This is a genomic window from Rheinheimera sp. 1928-s (assembly GCF_029269265.1).
Taxonomy (GTDB): domain Bacteria; phylum Pseudomonadota; class Gammaproteobacteria; order Enterobacterales; family Alteromonadaceae; genus Pararheinheimera.
Genome location: NZ_JARIXP010000005.1, coordinates 236,571 through 252,481 on the forward strand (window position 1 = coordinate 236,571; position 15,911 = coordinate 252,481).

Below are 15,911 nucleotides of genomic sequence, written 5' to 3' on the forward strand. Positions count from 1 at the left end.
CTAGTTATGTTATTTGAAATACCTGCTTTAGATAAAACGGCGACGCCAGCTATACAGCAGCGTATTAATTTAAAAACTAAACCTGCCGGAGCTTTGGGTCTGCTGGAGACGCTGGCATTGCAACTGGCGCTGCTCCAGAGCCCTCATAGCCGCTTGTCACTGAATAAGCCCGTGCTACTGATATTTGCCGCTGATCATGGCATCAATAGCCACGGCGTTAGCATAGCGCCAAGCGCAGTGACCCAGCAGATGGTGTCGAACTTTTTAGCAGGCGGCGCAGCAGCGAACTGTTTCTGCCGTGCTAATGACATTGAGCTTTTTGTGGTCGATGCAGGAATATTACTGCCACTGCCGGATGCTGCAGGCTTAATTCAACACTCTTTAGGCTGCGGCACCGCAGATTTCAGCCAAGGCCAAGCCATGAGTCTGGCGCAGGTCGAAGCAGGTTTAACTTTAGGTCGTCATGTTGCGCGGCAACAAATCCTGGCAGGCTGTGATTTATTGCTATTAGGTGAAATGGGTATCGCCAATACCAGCAGTGCTGCGGCTTTATTGGCGGCGGCCACTGATTTGCCGGTTGAAACTTGTGTCGGTCGTGGCACTGGCATCAGCGATGCACAATTTGAACTAAAACAGGCTTTGATTAAGCAAGCGTTGCAGCGGCCTTATACGAAAGAGCCGCTGTCGATACTCGCTGAATTTGGCGGCTTTGAAATAGTCCAGCTTTGTGGTGCTATTTTAGGTGCGGCTGCGATGAAAAAACCTGTGCTGATTGATGGTTTTATAGTCTCGGTGGCTGCTTTATTAGCTTGTCAGATCGCCCCACATTGMCGTGATYATTTAATTTTTGCTCACCAAGGCGCTGAAGCTGGCCATCAGGCGGTGCTAAAAGCTTTAAACGCCACTGTGTTACTGGATTTAGGTTTACGTTTAGGCGAAGGCACAGGTGCTGCTTTGGCTGTGCCACTATTAAAAGCTGCTATCAGTTTTTACAACGATATGGCCAGTTTTGCCGACGCTGGAGTCACTCAAGTGGTGGAAGATGGAGCACCAGAGTGATCATTCAATTGCTGAAGTGGCCACACAAGCAATGGCAATTGTTTTGTCTGGCCTTGTCATTTTTCAGCCGTATTCCTGTGCCCGCATCCACACCCTACAGCCCGGAGCTGTTGAATCAAAGCAGCCGCTATTTAAGTTTAGTGGGGTTAGTACTGGGTGCTCTGCAAGCTTTGGTGCTGGCTGGAACAGCTCAACTGCTGCCTTTTTCTCTTGCTGTATTACTGGCCTTAATGGCAGGGCTGGTGCTGACCGGTGCTTTTCATGAAGATGGTTTGGCCGACACTGCTGATGGCTTAGGCGGTGGTTTAAGTCTTGAACGTAAGCTGGAGATCATGAAAGACAGCAGAGTGGGCACTTATGGTCTGGTGGCGCTGTTAACAGTTTTTCTTATTAAATGGCAAAGCCTGCAAGCCTTAGAGACAGAAGCCATCTGGGCTTTCGTACTGGTGGCAGGATTATCGCGTGCCACTGCAGTCAGCGTCACTTTTGTATTACCTTATCAGCAGCTTGATGCCGTCAGTAAAACCAAACCTATAGCAACCTCATTACAAAAACCTGCTTTAGTTTGGATCTGGCTTTTTGTGTTACCCCTTTTATATTTTGTCCCTTTGTCTTTGGCCTTGTCTCTTCTCGCTACCTTATTGATCTGTTTTGCTTTGTTGTTTTTTTATTACCGCAGCCAACTACAAGGCTATACCGGCGATTTGTTAGGCGCAGCACAGCAAGTCACAGAACTGAGTTTGTATCTGGTGTGGCTGATCTGGTGGAGACAGCAGTGATGACAAAAACACTGATTTTAGGCGGTGCACGTAGTGGTAAATCCAGCCTGGCGGAAACTCTTGCTAAAACATCAGAGCAAGTCACTTRTATAGCCACAGCCACAGCTTTTGACATCGAAATGAGCCAAAGAATACAGCTGCACCAGCAGCAAAGACCCAACAGCTGGCTATTAATCGAATGTCCATTATTGCTCCGTGAAGCCTTAGACCAGCTTTCTGGTTCAGGCCAGACCGTACTGGTTGATTGCTTAACCTTATGGCTGAATAATCAGCTATATCACCAACCAGAACAGGATTTTGCCCTGGCGCGCCAGCAGTTAGCAGATACTGTTAGTCAGTTTGAAGACAAACTTATACTGGTCAGCAATGAAGTGGGTATGGGGCTGGTGCCTATGGGCGAGCTCAATCGTATGTTTGTTGACCAACAAGGCTGGCTGAACCAACAGCTGGCCAGAGTTTGTGATGAGGTGATTTTTGTTGCAGCCGGCTTACCGCTTTATTTAAAGCGAGGCACTGATGCAGCAGATTGATTTAGTGCGCCATGGCCCTGTTGCAGGCCCAGCTGCGTTATACGGCTGGACTGATGTGCAACTTCAGCAGCAGTCCCCTGCTTGTCTTGATTGGCTCTGTGCGCAGTCTTATCAGCATATCCTGAGCTCTCCACTACAACGCTGCCTTATCAGTGCTGAAGCACAGGCAAAGCGCTTACAGCTGAAACTGAGCATTGAGCCCGATTTAAAAGAGATGAACTTTGGTCTTTGGGACGGAGTGCCTTTTGATGAACACAGTCAGCATTGGCCAGAACAACAACTATTCTGGCAACAGCCTTTTGCGATAACACCGCCTCAGGGTGAATCTTTAGCCGCTTTTCAGCAACGGGTTTTCAAGGCTTTTGAATTACACAGCCGCTATCAACAGCAACAGGCTTTATGGTTAGTGCATGGCGGAGTGATCCGCCTGCTGCTGGCGTCCTTATTAAACATCGACTTACAACAAAGCCGCTGGTTACAGCAATTGTCCATAGCTTATGGCAGCGTCAGCCGGATCAGCCGTTATAACGAACAAAGCCCATGGCACATCCACTGTATTGGCAGCGCTGGCTTTTAATTTTTTCAAAAGAGAAACAACATGACTGAACAAAAAACAGATGTAAAACAGCAAAACCATAAAAAGCGTCAGCAAAAACTGAAAGAGCAAGTTGATAGCCGAATCGCCGCAGCCAACACTGACAAAGCGTTATTGTTAGTGATCACCGGCAATGGCAAAGGTAAATCTACCGCAGGTTTTGGCACTGTGGCCCGCGCTGTAGGACATGGTTTAAAAGCTGCCGTAGCGCAGTTTATTAAAGGCACATGGGACTGCGGCGAACGCAACTTATTACAGCAACACGGTGTTGAGTTTGCCGTAATGAACACTGGTTTTACCTGGGATACTCAGGACAGAGCCGCCGATATTGCCGCCGCAGAACTGGTTTGGGCTAAAGCCGAACAGTTTTTACAGGACGACAGTATTCAACTGGTACTGCTGGACGAGCTGACCTATATGGTCAGTTACCATTACATTGATTTGGACAGAGTGGTCAAAGCACTGAATAACAGACCCTCAACCCAGCATGTAGTGATCACAGGCCGCGCCGCTCATCGCACTTTAATAGAGATGGCCGACACAGTCAGTGAAGTGCAGTCCATCAAACATGCCTTTGATGCAGGCATTCAAGTGCAGAAAGGAGTAGATTGGTAATGTATGTACTACGTATTGTATTGTGCTGCTGCGCGCTATTCGTAGTAACAGCACAAGCCGAACCCGCTCAACGTATTATTGCGCTCTCCCCACATTTAGTAGAGCAGCTGTATAGCATTGGCGTTGGTGACAAGATAGTAGGCACTACAGACCATGCTGACTATCCGCAGCAAGCGAAAAACATCCCTCGGGTTGGCAACTATAACCAATTGCAGGTGGAGAAAATTCTGGCGTTAAAACCGGATCTGATTTTGGCATGGACTGACGGCAATCCGCCGGCCGATTTAAATAAACTGCGTCAGTTTGGTTTAAATGTGGTGGACTCTAACCCGCTGCAATTGACAGACATAGCCAAAGAGCTGCGTGTGTTAGGGCAACTTACAGGTGCTGTGGAAGCTGCCGAACAGCAAGCTCAACTGATGGAACAAGGCCTGACCGAGCTGCGTCAGAACTACAGCACTAAAACAAAAGTTGTGGTGTTTTATGAGTTATGGCAACAGCCATTGTCGACCGTGGCGCAAAAAGCCTGGCCACAGCAGCAACTGGAGCTTTGTGGTGCCTCAAACCCTTTTGCCACTGCCATAGGGGATTATCCGCAGGTGAGTTTAGAGCATGTAGTTGCCAGTCAGCCGCAACTGATTATTCAGCCAGTTTCGGTCAATGAGCCACGAGCTTTACTCGACTGGAGCCGTTGGCCTGCTGTTCCTGCTGTTAAATATCAACAGTTTAGCCAACCTGACTCAGATTTGGTACACCGCACTACAAGCAGAATGCTACAAGGCGTGCGGCAACTTTGCGCCGACATCGATAAAACCCGGCAATTTTTTGCCAAAAAGTCCTAAAGTTATTCAAGCACAAGCCGATAGCCTGATTAGTCAGAACTATACTGAACCTTACAAACACCCAAAGGGAGTGTGTTATGTCATCTGTTAACGGTGTCGGCTCGTCAAATACAGCAGCCCAGGCTCAAGCCAGCAAAGCTACTGAAACCAGTGAAACGACCGAAGAGAAAAAACTTTCAGGCTATGAATCATCACAGATGAACAAACAAAAGCTGAATGCCACTATTATGGAAAATCAGCTGAAGCTAAGCACAGGTGATGACGATAACTCCATGAGATTATTGTATAAAACGGCGCTTGAAGGCATTAACAGCGAACTGGAAGCCGAGTTTGGCCCTAATGCGGCTGAAAAAATTAAAAGCAGCGGTGTGGATACTTCACCACAAGCGACTGCGGATCGTATTGTTGGTTTTGCCACCGCCTTTTACCAAAAGTTTTCTGAGCAAAACCCGGATATGCCAGAAGAAGAACGTCTGGATAAGTTCCTTGCCTTAGTGGGCGGTGGCGTCGATAAAGGTTTTGAAGATGCCCGCGGCATTCTCGATGGCCTGGGTGTACTGGAAGGTAAAGTTTCTGACGACATCGACAGTACCTACTCCTTGATCCAGGACGGTTTTGCCAAATTCCGTGAAATGATTTTAAACCCTGATAAAACTACCGAAGATCAGGATATGACTGAGTCCGTTGCCGCCAATACGGGCAGCGAACTGCGATTTTCGGTGAAAGTGTAAGTTTATTTGCTGTTGTAACTACTCCTGATAAGCTGGTTTCAGTTAAGCCTTGAAGCCAGCCGTTTATACACTGGTCTTACTTGGTGAAGACCAGTTTTTTTCTGTGCGTTTTATCAAAAGCCAAGCTCGTCTGATTATAAAAACAGCTCTATCGACTGCTTAAGCCGGTTTTCATCAAACGCGCAGGTTTTTGTTTACCCGCTTCTTCGCTGATCCAGATCTGTTGCCACTGGTCAATACAAAGCCCTTCTACCTGACCTTGAGTTGGCAGTGTTTGCACTTCCAGTAATTGAAACTGTGCGTCATAGCGGGCTATTTGTGCCTGAAACCCTGAGTTGGTGATATAAGCCCAGATGGCTTTATAAGGATTGGTATAGCCCACCAACCACCATTGATCAGTGCTGCTGTTGAAGCTGGCGTCTGTGACTAAAAAATCAGGTGATTGTAAAGGTAAAGCCAGAGCTAAAGTTTGATGCGTTAAACTGGGGTCAAGCCGATAACGCAGAGGGTGCTGGCTGGCCCAGCTTTTACTAATGAGCCATAAAGCCCCCTGCTGGTAGACCAGAGCTTCAAAATCCAGATCGTGCTGGTATGCTTTTAGCGCAGCTTGTTGTGGCAAGCTGATTTCCAGAGTCACAGGCTGATAAGGCTGCTTTAACATGCGCCAGTCCAGCGGTATTTTGTGGATCAATACACTGGTACGTTTACCTGCATTATTGCCGGTATCAGCCAGATACAAAAATTGACTATCCGATGTAATGGCTTCCCAGTCGATATTTTTTACCGACAATTCCAGTTGCTGCTGAATTTTCCCTGCAGCATTAAAACGATACAACACTGGTAAACCACCGGAATCATTAAAGCTGACAAATTCATCGCCCACACAAAGTAGCCCTGAGCTTTCGGACAGCTCTGCCGGCAGGTCCACAGCTGTAAATTCTGGTTTTGGTGCTGAGGCACAGGCAAACAGGCTTAGCGCAAGCAGCAGCACAACAGCCCGTCGGAGCACTCTGAAGAATTTCATAAAGCAGTTAACGACAGCAGTACAAAGCCAGCGCTTTTTGTACATCTAAAATGGAGCCGTCTTTGTTAAAGGTTTTAGTAATAGGCGTATCTGTACTGCTTAACCAGATATGTAAATCGGATTCCAGATCAAAGTGGCCTTTGGTTTCAGCGCTGAACCGCACTACAGAGCGATAAGGTATCGACATAAATTCTTTTTTAGAGCCAGTGATCCCTTGTTTATCTACCAGTATCAAACGTTTGTCAGTAAAGACAATAAGGTCGCGTATCACTTTATAGGCTTGCTGCAATTTTTCGTCCGGTAACAAAATCTGACTGAACTCCTCTTCAACGTCAGCTAAATCAATTTGACCTGCGTTGCCTAATAAACCACTAAAAAGTCCCATTTTTATTCCTTGTTAAAGCACATCATCAAAGCCTGTATGCTTGAGCTTATCCCTGCCTTGAACCAACAGCAAGGGTTAAAAACTCAAAACACTGCCATCCCAATTCAGCAACAGGCCGCTTTGCTCTGAGTGAAGCTGTTGTGCAACCGCAGTCAGGTATGCAGCAGTCTGGGCCGGAGTTTTCAGCTGCCCTTGCGGTAAATTACGCTGAAAAGGCGCAGATAAAGCAGAATCAGTAGTGCCAGGGTGCAAAGTAACCAGGGCCGCCGTTTTATTACTGCGCTTCAACTCTATGCTTGCTGTTTTAATCCATTGATTTAATGCTGCTTTTGCAGAGCGGTAACTGTACCAGCCTCCCAGTTGGTTATCACTGATACTACCCACTTTAGCGCTCAATTGCAGATAACGAAGCTGAGGCGTTTTTGTTAAATAGGGCCAGAGCCCTTGCAAATAAAACACTGGCAGCTCCAGATTCAGCAACAACGTTTTACGCAATAACAGCGCTGAGCTTTGGCTTAAGCTTTTTTCTGGCAAGAGTTTGGCTTCGCCGCCCTGATGCAACCACCCAATACAGTTAAACATAAGACTCACCTGATGCTGCTGCAATGTGTTGATCACCGAACTGAAAAAGTCCTGATGTCTGGCCCAGTCCGTGGCTTCCGTCAAATCAGGCGCTGTCATCACCAGAAGCTTAGGATCACTAAAATCTGCGGCATAGCGGGATAACCAAATCACCTGTTCGCCCTGCTGCAGATAGTGTTGTGCCAAAGCAGTACCTATAGCACTGCTGGCGCCAATGATCAGTACTGCACTCATACAGTCTCCTGCTGCAGCTTATAGCTGTGAATCACTGCCTGCGCCAGCTTTAAACCAGCCAAGTAAGCATTTTCTAAACGCCCGCCATAACTCCAGTCGCCACCAGCCCAGAGTTGTTGATCAGGTAAAGTAATTAAACCTGGCGCTGGAACCTGGTCATTTTGGCTTGCATAAAGCCAACGATGCGCCACAAGAGGCTCAATACTTTGCTGTATTTTCAGTTCTTCACTCAAAATGACTCTCGCTTCAGCAAACCAGAACTCCGGTGGCTTGTGCAGGTGTTCAGCACTGAAAGCAGCATTAAAATGCAGGATATAACAGGAATTTCGCCCTGTTTTGTGTTGCTGATGGCTGATGAACCTTAATTTGGGATGCTGACAAAAAATAGCATCACCTGCTGGCGAAGCTTCAGCCTGCATGGCGACAGCCCAACAAGGTTCAAGAACATCAGCTGTATTTTCAAACCGCACTGGCAGCGAGCTTTGTGCCATTAACTGCTGTGCTTGAGCAGGAGGCAGAGTTAAAAGTACCGCATCAAAACCTGCATAGATCTGCCCTTCGTCACTCAACAAGCTCCAGCTTTGCTGTTGATAGCTAAGCTTTTGTATTCGACAAGCTGTGATCAATGCTATGTCTTGCAATAAAGCTTTCACCGGGCTTTGCATCGAAGGTACGCCAATAAAACGAGTTTGCTCGTCCCGTGAGCTTTTCAGCGATGAAAGCCCATCCTCATGAGCCAAAAGCACAGTAGTGCAGGGCCAGACTTCTGCTTGCCCGCCCTCAAGCCACAACTGTACTTGTTGCTTAAAAACATCACTTCGGGCAGTAAAATACTGCGCTCCCAGATCCAGATAACCCTGATCTGTTCTTTTGCTACTCATGCGGCCACCGGCTGAACGGCCTTTATCAAAGACTGTAACCAGGAATCCTTGCTGTACCAGTGTTCTTGCCGCTGCTGCACCTGTCAGCCCCGCCCCTATAACTGCTATTTTTTTCATCGTCGCTTTTCTTTTGAACTGGTAACAGATTTACGCTGTATCATAAGCTTAAGATCAATGACGGAGCATCACCCCATGAGTCAAACTGAAATTGCGACCTTTGGCGCAGGTTGTTTTTGGTGTATTGAATCAGCGTTCAATCAACTGCACGGAGTACAAAAGGCAGTCAGCGGGTATATGGGCGGCCAGACATTAAACCCGGATTATCGTCAGGTTTGCACAGGAACCAGCGGTCATGCCGAAGTAGTACAGTTGGAGTTCGACCCTGCGCTAGTGAGTTTTGAGCAGTTGTTGCAGGTGTTGTGGTTTTTGCACGACCCGACTCAGCTCAACAGACAAGGCAACGACATCGGCACTCAGTACCGTTCAGCTGTGTTTTATCACTCAGAACTGCAACGGCAACAGGCGCTTGCATCTATCAACGCAGCACAGCCACTATTTGATTTACCTATAGTGACAGAGGTCAGCCCAGCCAGTACTTTTTATCCGGCGGAGGCCTATCATCAAGGCTATTATTGGCAGAACACCAACCAGCCCTACTGTCAGTTTTTAATCACACCCAAACTGGCTAAATTCCGCCAGACTTTTGTGACTTTATTGAAGGCTTAATCAGAAATAAAAAAGGGCAAAGCCAGGACTTTGCCCTTCCCATTAAAACAGGATATTAAATATCAGGGGTCCAGTTTAAACGCAGCGACCATTCAGCACCTGCAGTGGCGTAACCTGGCAGGTACAGATAATCTTTATTGGTCAGGTTGTCTGCTTTGGCTGCAACTTGCAAAGTATGACTTAACTCATAACTAACACCAGCGCCCCACAAGGTGTAACCACCCAGTTGTGGAGTGGTAAAATCACCTGTCTGGAAGTCGCTCTGATAGTCAAAGGTGACAAATACCCGCCAGTCCTGCCATTGATAAGCGCCCTGCCAATGCACTGTGTGCTTAGAGCGTTTAATCAGAACTGCGCCTGTGGTTTTATCTTTTGCGTCCGTATAGCTGTAAGCCAGTTGCTGATGCAGTTGCTGCCAGTTGTGACTGACGCTCAGCTCAGCGCCCTTTATTTTAGCTTCACCGACGTTTTGTGGTACCCAGTTGCCATCAGCCACTGGAGCCCATTGGATCAGGTTAGTGACATTTTGCTGATAGACAGAGCTTTCAATCTGTAAATCGCCAGTGCGGTAGCGAAGACCCACTTCATCTGAAGTTGCAGTTTCAGGTGCTAACTCAGCGTTACCACTCAAAGGATAATACAAGTCGTTAAAACTCGGCGCTTTAAACGCACTGCTTCTGCTGGCACGAACCAATAGCTCGTTAGTTAACTGATAACCCAAACCCACTTCATAAGTGTCGGCATGACCATACTGACTTTGTTTATCATGACGGCCAGTTACATTAGCCAACCAGGCTCCGGACTGATAACTGACACCGGCAAAAATAGCTTTATTGATACGAGAATCTACCTCATAGTTCAAATCGCTGCCTGACACATCTTCCTGATACCAATTCACACCAGTTAACGCCGTTAAGCTTTGAGTCAACTGACGACTATATTGGTAGTCAAGCTCCCGCCGCTTTGTTTCAAACAGGCTGAGCGGGCTGTCTTCTCCCCAGTTTAGATCTTCGGTCTGATTCTGGGACAGACTTAGCTTCTGGTTTGATTTATCACTGTCTAAAGCCCAGCCCAAACGACTTTGATTGGTTCTTGTTTCAACCTGATCAGCACCTGGCCCCCATGCTGGATCAAAATCATAGTGGGCACGGCTTCGGAGCACATGATGATCCGCTGACCATACACCATAAGTTGTGTTGTAGTCTGCGCCCAATTTACCGTAGCGCTGATCAAAACCATCTTGGTCCGCTTGAGTACCTGGCCTGACATCAAAACCATCACTATCCGACCAGCCTAAATTACTGCGAACTTTTAACGCGCCATAAGTCTGGCTGGTCGCAATGTCGGCTTCATGGCTTTGATAACGACCGGTTTTTAATTGCACTGAAGTGTTGTCCGCTTTACGGGTCGTAATGGCAATCACACCGGCTAAAGCATCTGAACCATATAAGGCAGCTTTTGGCCCTTTAATTACTTCAATTTGCTCAATCTGCTGCAAAGATAGTTCAGCTAAAGAGGCATAGCCCAAAGTGGCAGAACCAGCACGAACGCCATCGATCAACACTAGTGTATGACCTGCCGCGCCCCCACGGAGAAATACGGTATTGGTCTGGCCTTTACCACCAGAACGACTAATTTGCACACCAGCCACCTGGCGCAGCAAAGCGGGCAGATCGGACACCTGAGCCTGCTCAATTTGCTCACGGTCTAATACGGTGACAGAGGATAAAATCTGATGCACAGGCTGGGCCTGACGGGTTGCATAGACACTGATATGTTCCAGTGGATCGTCTGAGCTGTCGTCAGCTTGGGCGGTAAATATAAAAGCAGGCAGGCCAACGACTACTGTCGCCAGCATAGATTTTTTAAACATGATGTCTCCCAAAGACGCCCACCGCGTCCTGAATAGTGAATGAACTTTTCAGGCCGGTCTCCGGGCTGACAGCAGACTATTTTCAATAGTAGCTTTAATCCCTTCCCATCCAATCCCAAGACAGTGGTTTGATTAAAGCCAGAGCAACGCTCTCTGTTGTTTTACCGTTGCGGGGGCAGCTCTGGATTTTCACCAGATTCCCGTTTCACCCTCAAATGTGGATAACATTTTATGGGCACCTGAAAAACGCGGCCTCAGTGTAGCGGCCGCAACATTAAAGTCAACAGAAATCCAGACGTCTGCGTCAGTCAATCAATGTGAACATCCTGACGCTTTGGCTCTTCGTTAAACTCTGCCTGCAAACAACTTGTAATTAGCTGCAGATGGGTTCGCTCCTTGGATTCTTTAGCTTATAATGGCTCCATAAATTTCAATGGAAAAAAGAGAACACCATGCCTTCATTTGATATTGTTTCAGAAATTGATATGAACCAAGCAAAAAACGCAGTTGAGAACGCAAAACGCGAGCTTGAAACCCGATTCGATTTTCGGGGCGTTGATGCCAAAATTGAGATGAATAAAGAGCACATAGAACTTACTGCAGAAGCGGATCAGCAGGTCATGCAGCTGTTTGATATTTTTGCCACCAAGGCAAGTAAGCTTCAGTTGGACGTCAGTAGTTTCAAAATTGAAAAAGAAGATCGTCACGGCAAATACATCACGCGCCATGTCACCATCAAGCAAGGCATCGACAAAGAGATAGCAAAAAAGGTCATTAAACTGATCAAAGACAGTAGTATTAAAGTACAAGTGGCCATTCAGGGAGAAGAGCTGCGTGTCACAGGTAAAAAGCGCGATGACTTGCAAGCAGTTATGCAGTTAGTCAGAACAAGCGACTTGGGTCAGCCTTTTCAATTTAAGAACTTCAGAGACTAATTCCGTTCTCCATAGGTTTGATCTGCCCCCTAAACAGGAGGAGACGCCGAATCACAAAAACGGCAACTCCTCCCAAGACTTCAAAAGCCCTGATTATGGTCTGTCAGATAAAAGCCAAGCCAGATTTTACCGCTTTGAACAGAAAAATATCGATCATTTGTTGTAACTGAAAATCAGCGCCAACAGCCATACTGACTTGTGGGTCTTTTTTATTCATCACCAGCCTGTACAGCACGAAAATCAAAGCGGCCAGCCAATTCTCGGTTCGGGGTATCGACCGCATTCCGCACGTCTTGTTGAGCAAGGTTTGACACCAGGTCGAATGAAGGAATAAAGGTCTCGTTGTTTCAGGCTAGAGATTGTAATCGTAAAACTGATACAATCCGGCCAGGTCTTTTAAAGAAGAGTATCTTGTGAAGCGTCATCTTTACCATGCGATTTGTTTGCTGGTGTTTATCGCAGCCACTTTTGGTTTTCTGACTGAAGTAAAAAGTAGTGGTATCAGCTTAAACCAATACGACAAAGCACTGCATTTTTTAGTCTTTTTCTGTCTGACCGCTATGCTGCAATGGAGCTATAAACCTAAGCTATGGCAAGCGGCGTTGATTATGGCCGGTTATGGCGTTGCCATCGAGTTCCTGCAAAATTATTTAACCAGCTATCGCCGTGCAGAATTGTTAGATTGGGTCGCCGATCTGGTTGGTGTAGCCGTATTTTATTTGTGCTATTTTGCTGTCAAAAAATGGCGCAACCGCACGCAATAACCCAAGCGTTGTGGACTGTCGTAGGTGAAGGTGCCATTGGCCTTCTCTCGGCAGCCCGTTTGCATCTGGCAGGCTATAGGGTGCAACTGCATCGCCGTAATCCAGGTATATTTAATTTCGCTTTTCAGTCCGCTGCTCATTCTCAGCAGCTTTCTTTGCCCAGTCAGATACAGCTCCCTTACTCTTATATCCTTCTGCCCGTAAAAGCTTATGCAGTGTTGGATGCAATAAAGCAGCTATTCCCTTTACTGGCGGATAATGCTCAATTGGTGCTTAGCCACAATGGCATGGGTACTATAGAGCAAATATTGCCACTACTTAAACCAGAGCAAGGCTTGTGGTTCTTAAGCACCAGCCATGGCGCTTTTAAACCTGAAGATGCGACAGTGATCCACAGTGGCGTGGGGCAATCGGTGTTAGGTGCATTAAATCAGGCAGCTTTCGCTCAACAAACAGCAGTGGAACAAGCCATGCAAGCTGCGTTGGGTCCGCTTGTGGTGTTGGAGGATATCTGGCCGGCACTCTGGCAGAAACTGGCAGTAAATGCAGTGATTAATCCACTCACCGCTTTGCATCAATGTAAAAATGGTGAGTTGAGCAACAGCAAATATACCGCAGCTATAGAACTATTGATTGAAGAGTTTGTGCTTGTAGCAAAAGCATCAGCGCAAGATTTTAGCATTGAGGCAATTCAAAGCAGAGTAGCGCAGGTGACCAGGCAAACCGCTGATAATTATTCCTCGATGCAGCAGGATTTTGCCAAAGGCCGCCGCAGTGAGCTTGACTATATCACTGGATTCTTACTGAAACAGGCAGAGCAGCATCAACTGCAACTGCCTGCCCATCAGGCGATTTATCAGTTGCTACTTCAAAAGTCGCCGCGATAAACGCCCACGTTTGTATAACCCTGTTCAGCCAGCAATAACGCCTGCAAACGACTCATCACGCCGCGCTCACAGTACAAATAATACTGTTGTGTCTGATCCAACTGGCTAAACTGACTGGCTAGTTTGTAGAAAGGTAAGAGCTGCACCTGATGATGGGCACCAACCAAAGGCTTCAGATCCACTTCATCCGGGGCGCGAATATCCAGAATAACAGCATCAGCAGCCATCGCATTTTCATCCAGCACTGTGCTGATTTGCTGCTCTGCCTGAAATTCAACAGTGCGAATATCCAATACATTAGCGTCCTGAGCAAGCTTTTCTAAAGCCGTCAGATCCAATTGTTGTTCAGCCAAGAGTACCTTGTTTAAGTCTGCATTGACCGTAGGGTTATTCGAAATAACACCACAGTACTCCGGCATAGTTTTGGCCATATCTTCAGCGCCAATTTTCCGCGCTAAATCAATGATTTCTTGCTTATCCTGATAAATCAGCGGACGCAGAACTAAGGTATCTGTCGCTTTATCTATCACACTTAAATTGGCAATAGTCTGGCTGGCTACCTGGCCCACACTCTCCCCTGTCACTATAGCCTGAACGCCTAAACGCTCAGCCACAATAGCAGCAGCGCGCATCATCTGGCGCTTGAGTATGACGCCCATCAGACCATTGTCGACTTTTTCCAGAATTTCAGTCACCACAGGCGCAAAATCAACACTGATAAATTTGACCTTGTGCGACAAGCTGAACTTTTGCCACAGATAAAACGCCATCTGCCGCACACCGGTTTCATGTGCTGCACCACCCAAATTAAAAAACAGATAATGGGTTCGTAAACCTTTGCGGATCATCAAATAGCTCGCTACAGCTGAGTCAAAACCACCTGAAATTAAAGACAACACATCCGTTTGGCTTGGCAAAGGAAAACCGCCCATGCCTTCAAATACCTGACTGACGATAATCAACTGCTCACGTTTAATTTCAACACGAACGACTTCCGCAGGGTTCTTCAGTTGCACACGAGCCGAAGGAATATGCTGATTTAAGCCGCCACCAATATAACGCTCGGCTTCGAGGGAGCTGAATTCATGATCACCAGTGCGTTTTACCCGCACACAAAAGCTTTTGCCTTCCAATCTTTGGCTAAACACAGTTTTGACTTGCTCAAAAATGTCGTGCAAAGAGCTATAAGTGCCGGACTGCATTTCCATAAACTGCACTATGCCGGGAATGCAGGCCAAATGGTCAATCATTTGCTGACGCAATTTAGGACTGTCGGACGCTGTTTGCACCAGTAAATGATCGTAATTATTTTTAACAGTAACGGATGGGTCTAACCGCAACAAAATGGTCTTCAGATTTTGCTCTAAAAGCATGGTCTGACGTTTCCGGACCGATTTACTTTTAATCGATATTTCCGGGTGCAGTTTGACTAAAAATTCCATCAATAAACTCGCTACAAAAAATAAAGGCGCGGATTATACCGCGCCTTGCATCAACAGTTTAGTTTTTATTGACCAGGCCTTTATTGATTAGGTGTGCCTTGAGCCGCAGGTTCCAGGCTAATAGGCTCTGACTCTTTCGGTTTGCCCTGCATAATAGAAATTTCTACCCGGCGGTTTCGCCTTTTATTGCTTTCACTGTCATTGGGCACCAAAGGCCGGGTTTCCGCATGTCCCATCACCACCAGACGGTTCTTATCAAACCCCGGGGCTTTAATCATTTCAGACGCCACAGACACCGCGCGCTGAGCCGATAAATCCCAGTTATTACTATGCAATTCATCTGACACCTGCTCGGCATCCGTATGGCCTGACACTGTGATCTCACCAGGTACATCTTTTAATAATGCACCGATGTTCTGAATAATAGGTTTAAACCTCGGCTGTAAAAACGAAGATCCTGATGGGAAAGAGCCATTTTCACGAATACGGATAATAATTTGCTGGCCTAAAGATTCCAGTTCTATAGCGCCATCCATAATTTGTTTTTCCAGTTGCTCGGCAATTTTTTTCAGCAGCTCATTGGTCTGTTCCTGTAACTCAGCAGCTGCTGCAACCGTATCCATCGGCTCTTCTTCAGTGCTGGTAGACTGACCACCGGTTTTATCTTCCCGCTGTTCTTGCCTGCCCCCGGCTTCGTCTTCTTTACCTGCCTGGAAATTCAGCATTTGCTGAGTCATTTCTACCGTTTGTTGCTGAATGGTATCGATAGGGGTTGGATCAGGGCGACCAGGGCGAAACTCCATCGCAATCACACTGGTGCCTTTGGGGATGTCTTTAACTTCAATTTTATTTTGCACACCAAAAGCAAACTGCATTGAACCTGCAATTTGCTTAAATTTCAGCACGTCCATTTCAGAAAAGGACAGTAACAAAACAAAGAAGCACATTAGCAGCGCCATCAGATCAGCAAAGGTTCCCATGTACGCTGGTAAACCCGGTGGTGGACACTTTTTACACTTTGCCATAC

19 protein-coding genes and 1 riboswitch are annotated in these 15,911 nt (G+C 46.9%); of the genes, 11 read left to right on the forward strand and 8 right to left on the reverse strand.

All coding sequences use genetic code 11. The features are described 5' to 3' along the window. Positions 1-6: 6 nt before the first annotated feature. From cobT to P3C17_RS14060, 7 genes are all read left to right on the forward strand, one after another. Positions 7-1,059: a nicotinate-nucleotide--dimethylbenzimidazole phosphoribosyltransferase gene (gene cobT, locus P3C17_RS14030; protein ID WP_300930025.1), complete on the forward strand. Its 1,053-nt coding sequence runs from the start codon at positions 7-9 to the stop codon at positions 1,057-1,059. Continuing rightward, positions 1,056-1,838: an adenosylcobinamide-GDP ribazoletransferase gene (locus P3C17_RS14035; protein ID WP_300930026.1), complete on the forward strand. Its 783-nt coding sequence runs from the start codon at positions 1,056-1,058 to the stop codon at positions 1,836-1,838. Before cobT ends, P3C17_RS14035 begins: the two co-directional genes overlap by 4 nt. Further along, positions 1,838-2,368 (forward strand): bifunctional adenosylcobinamide kinase/adenosylcobinamide-phosphate guanylyltransferase, encoded by a 531-nt coding sequence (gene cobU, locus P3C17_RS14040; RefSeq protein WP_300930027.1) that lies wholly within the window; start codon positions 1,838-1,840, stop codon positions 2,366-2,368. The genes P3C17_RS14035 and cobU overlap by 1 nt, the downstream gene beginning before the upstream one ends. Then, entirely contained in the window at positions 2,355-2,945 is a 591-nt protein-coding gene (locus P3C17_RS14045; RefSeq protein ID WP_300930028.1) for a histidine phosphatase family protein, read from the forward strand. Before cobU ends, P3C17_RS14045 begins: the two co-directional genes overlap by 14 nt. Before the next feature lie 21 nt (positions 2,946-2,966). Beyond that, the gene (cobO, locus tag P3C17_RS14050; RefSeq protein ID WP_300930029.1) at positions 2,967-3,578 is read left to right on the forward strand and encodes a cob(I)yrinic acid a,c-diamide adenosyltransferase; all 612 of its coding nucleotides are present in this window, start codon (positions 2,967-2,969) and stop codon (positions 3,576-3,578) included. After that, the gene (locus P3C17_RS14055) at positions 3,578-4,420 is read left to right on the forward strand and encodes a cobalamin-binding protein (RefSeq protein WP_300930030.1); all 843 of its coding nucleotides are present in this window, start codon (positions 3,578-3,580) and stop codon (positions 4,418-4,420) included. The genes cobO and P3C17_RS14055 overlap by 1 nt, the downstream gene beginning before the upstream one ends. Positions 4,421-4,497: 77 nt before the next feature. Then, entirely contained in the window at positions 4,498-5,151 is a 654-nt protein-coding gene (locus tag P3C17_RS14060; RefSeq protein WP_300930031.1) for a DUF5610 domain-containing protein, read from the forward strand. Between the two features lie 148 nt (positions 5,152-5,299). Here P3C17_RS14060 and P3C17_RS14065 read toward each other — a convergent pair whose 3' ends face one another. From P3C17_RS14065 to P3C17_RS14080, 4 genes are all read right to left on the reverse strand, one after another. After that, a complete protein-coding gene (locus P3C17_RS14065; RefSeq protein ID WP_300930032.1) occupies positions 5,300-6,175 on the reverse strand; it encodes a hypothetical protein in 876 nt (291 codons plus the stop codon). 7 nt (positions 6,176-6,182) lie between these two features. Further along, positions 6,183-6,560 (reverse strand): PH domain-containing protein, encoded by a 378-nt coding sequence (locus P3C17_RS14070; protein ID WP_300930033.1) that lies wholly within the window; start codon positions 6,558-6,560, stop codon positions 6,183-6,185. A 75-nt stretch (positions 6,561-6,635) separates the two neighbouring features. Further along, complete coding sequence (locus tag P3C17_RS14075; RefSeq protein WP_300930034.1) at positions 6,636-7,376, reverse strand: SDR family NAD(P)-dependent oxidoreductase; 741 nt, start codon at positions 7,374-7,376, stop codon at positions 6,636-6,638. Further along, positions 7,373-8,374 (reverse strand): FAD-dependent oxidoreductase, encoded by a 1,002-nt coding sequence (locus P3C17_RS14080; protein WP_300930035.1) that lies wholly within the window; start codon positions 8,372-8,374, stop codon positions 7,373-7,375. The genes P3C17_RS14075 and P3C17_RS14080 overlap by 4 nt, the downstream gene beginning before the upstream one ends. A 75-nt stretch (positions 8,375-8,449) precedes the next feature. On the opposite strand from P3C17_RS14080, the gene msrA reads away from it, so the two are divergent. Continuing rightward, a complete protein-coding gene (gene msrA / locus P3C17_RS14085) occupies positions 8,450-8,983 on the forward strand; it encodes a peptide-methionine (S)-S-oxide reductase MsrA (protein ID WP_300930036.1) in 534 nt (177 codons plus the stop codon). Between the two features lie 55 nt (positions 8,984-9,038). On the opposite strand, the gene P3C17_RS14090 is transcribed toward msrA, so the two are convergent. Further along, positions 9,039-10,856: a TonB-dependent receptor gene (locus P3C17_RS14090; RefSeq protein ID WP_300930037.1), complete on the reverse strand. Its 1,818-nt coding sequence runs from the start codon at positions 10,854-10,856 to the stop codon at positions 9,039-9,041. Between the two features lie 33 nt (positions 10,857-10,889). Further along, positions 10,890-11,114, reverse strand: a riboswitch (cobalamin riboswitch). A gap of 194 nt (positions 11,115-11,308) precedes the next feature. Between P3C17_RS14090 and P3C17_RS14095 the strand changes: the two genes are divergently transcribed. Then, the gene (locus P3C17_RS14095) at positions 11,309-11,791 is read left to right on the forward strand and encodes a YajQ family cyclic di-GMP-binding protein (protein WP_300930038.1); all 483 of its coding nucleotides are present in this window, start codon (positions 11,309-11,311) and stop codon (positions 11,789-11,791) included. A 103-nt stretch (positions 11,792-11,894) separates the two neighbouring features. Here P3C17_RS14095 and P3C17_RS14100 read toward each other — a convergent pair whose 3' ends face one another. Continuing rightward, positions 11,895-12,074: a hypothetical protein gene (locus tag P3C17_RS14100; RefSeq protein WP_300930039.1), complete on the reverse strand. Its 180-nt coding sequence runs from the start codon at positions 12,072-12,074 to the stop codon at positions 11,895-11,897. 130 nt (positions 12,075-12,204) lie between these two features. On the opposite strand from P3C17_RS14100, the gene P3C17_RS14105 reads away from it, so the two are divergent. After that, positions 12,205-12,555: a VanZ family protein gene (locus P3C17_RS14105; RefSeq protein WP_300930040.1), complete on the forward strand. Its 351-nt coding sequence runs from the start codon at positions 12,205-12,207 to the stop codon at positions 12,553-12,555. Further along, a complete protein-coding gene (locus tag P3C17_RS14110) occupies positions 12,534-13,442 on the forward strand; it encodes a 2-dehydropantoate 2-reductase (protein ID WP_300930041.1) in 909 nt (302 codons plus the stop codon). The genes P3C17_RS14105 and P3C17_RS14110 overlap by 22 nt, the downstream gene beginning before the upstream one ends. Here the strand turns inward: P3C17_RS14110 and thiI are convergent. Both thiI and P3C17_RS14120 read right to left on the reverse strand, forming a co-directional pair. Then, positions 13,424-14,884, reverse strand: a complete 1,461-nt coding sequence (thiI, locus tag P3C17_RS14115; RefSeq protein ID WP_300930042.1) for a tRNA uracil 4-sulfurtransferase ThiI — start codon at positions 14,882-14,884, stop codon at positions 13,424-13,426. The genes P3C17_RS14110 and thiI overlap by 19 nt on opposite strands. Positions 14,885-14,964: 80 nt before the next feature. Further along, positions 14,965-15,909: a flagellar motor protein MotB gene (locus tag P3C17_RS14120; RefSeq protein WP_300930043.1), complete on the reverse strand. Its 945-nt coding sequence runs from the start codon at positions 15,907-15,909 to the stop codon at positions 14,965-14,967. Positions 15,910-15,911 lie beyond the last annotated feature (2 nt).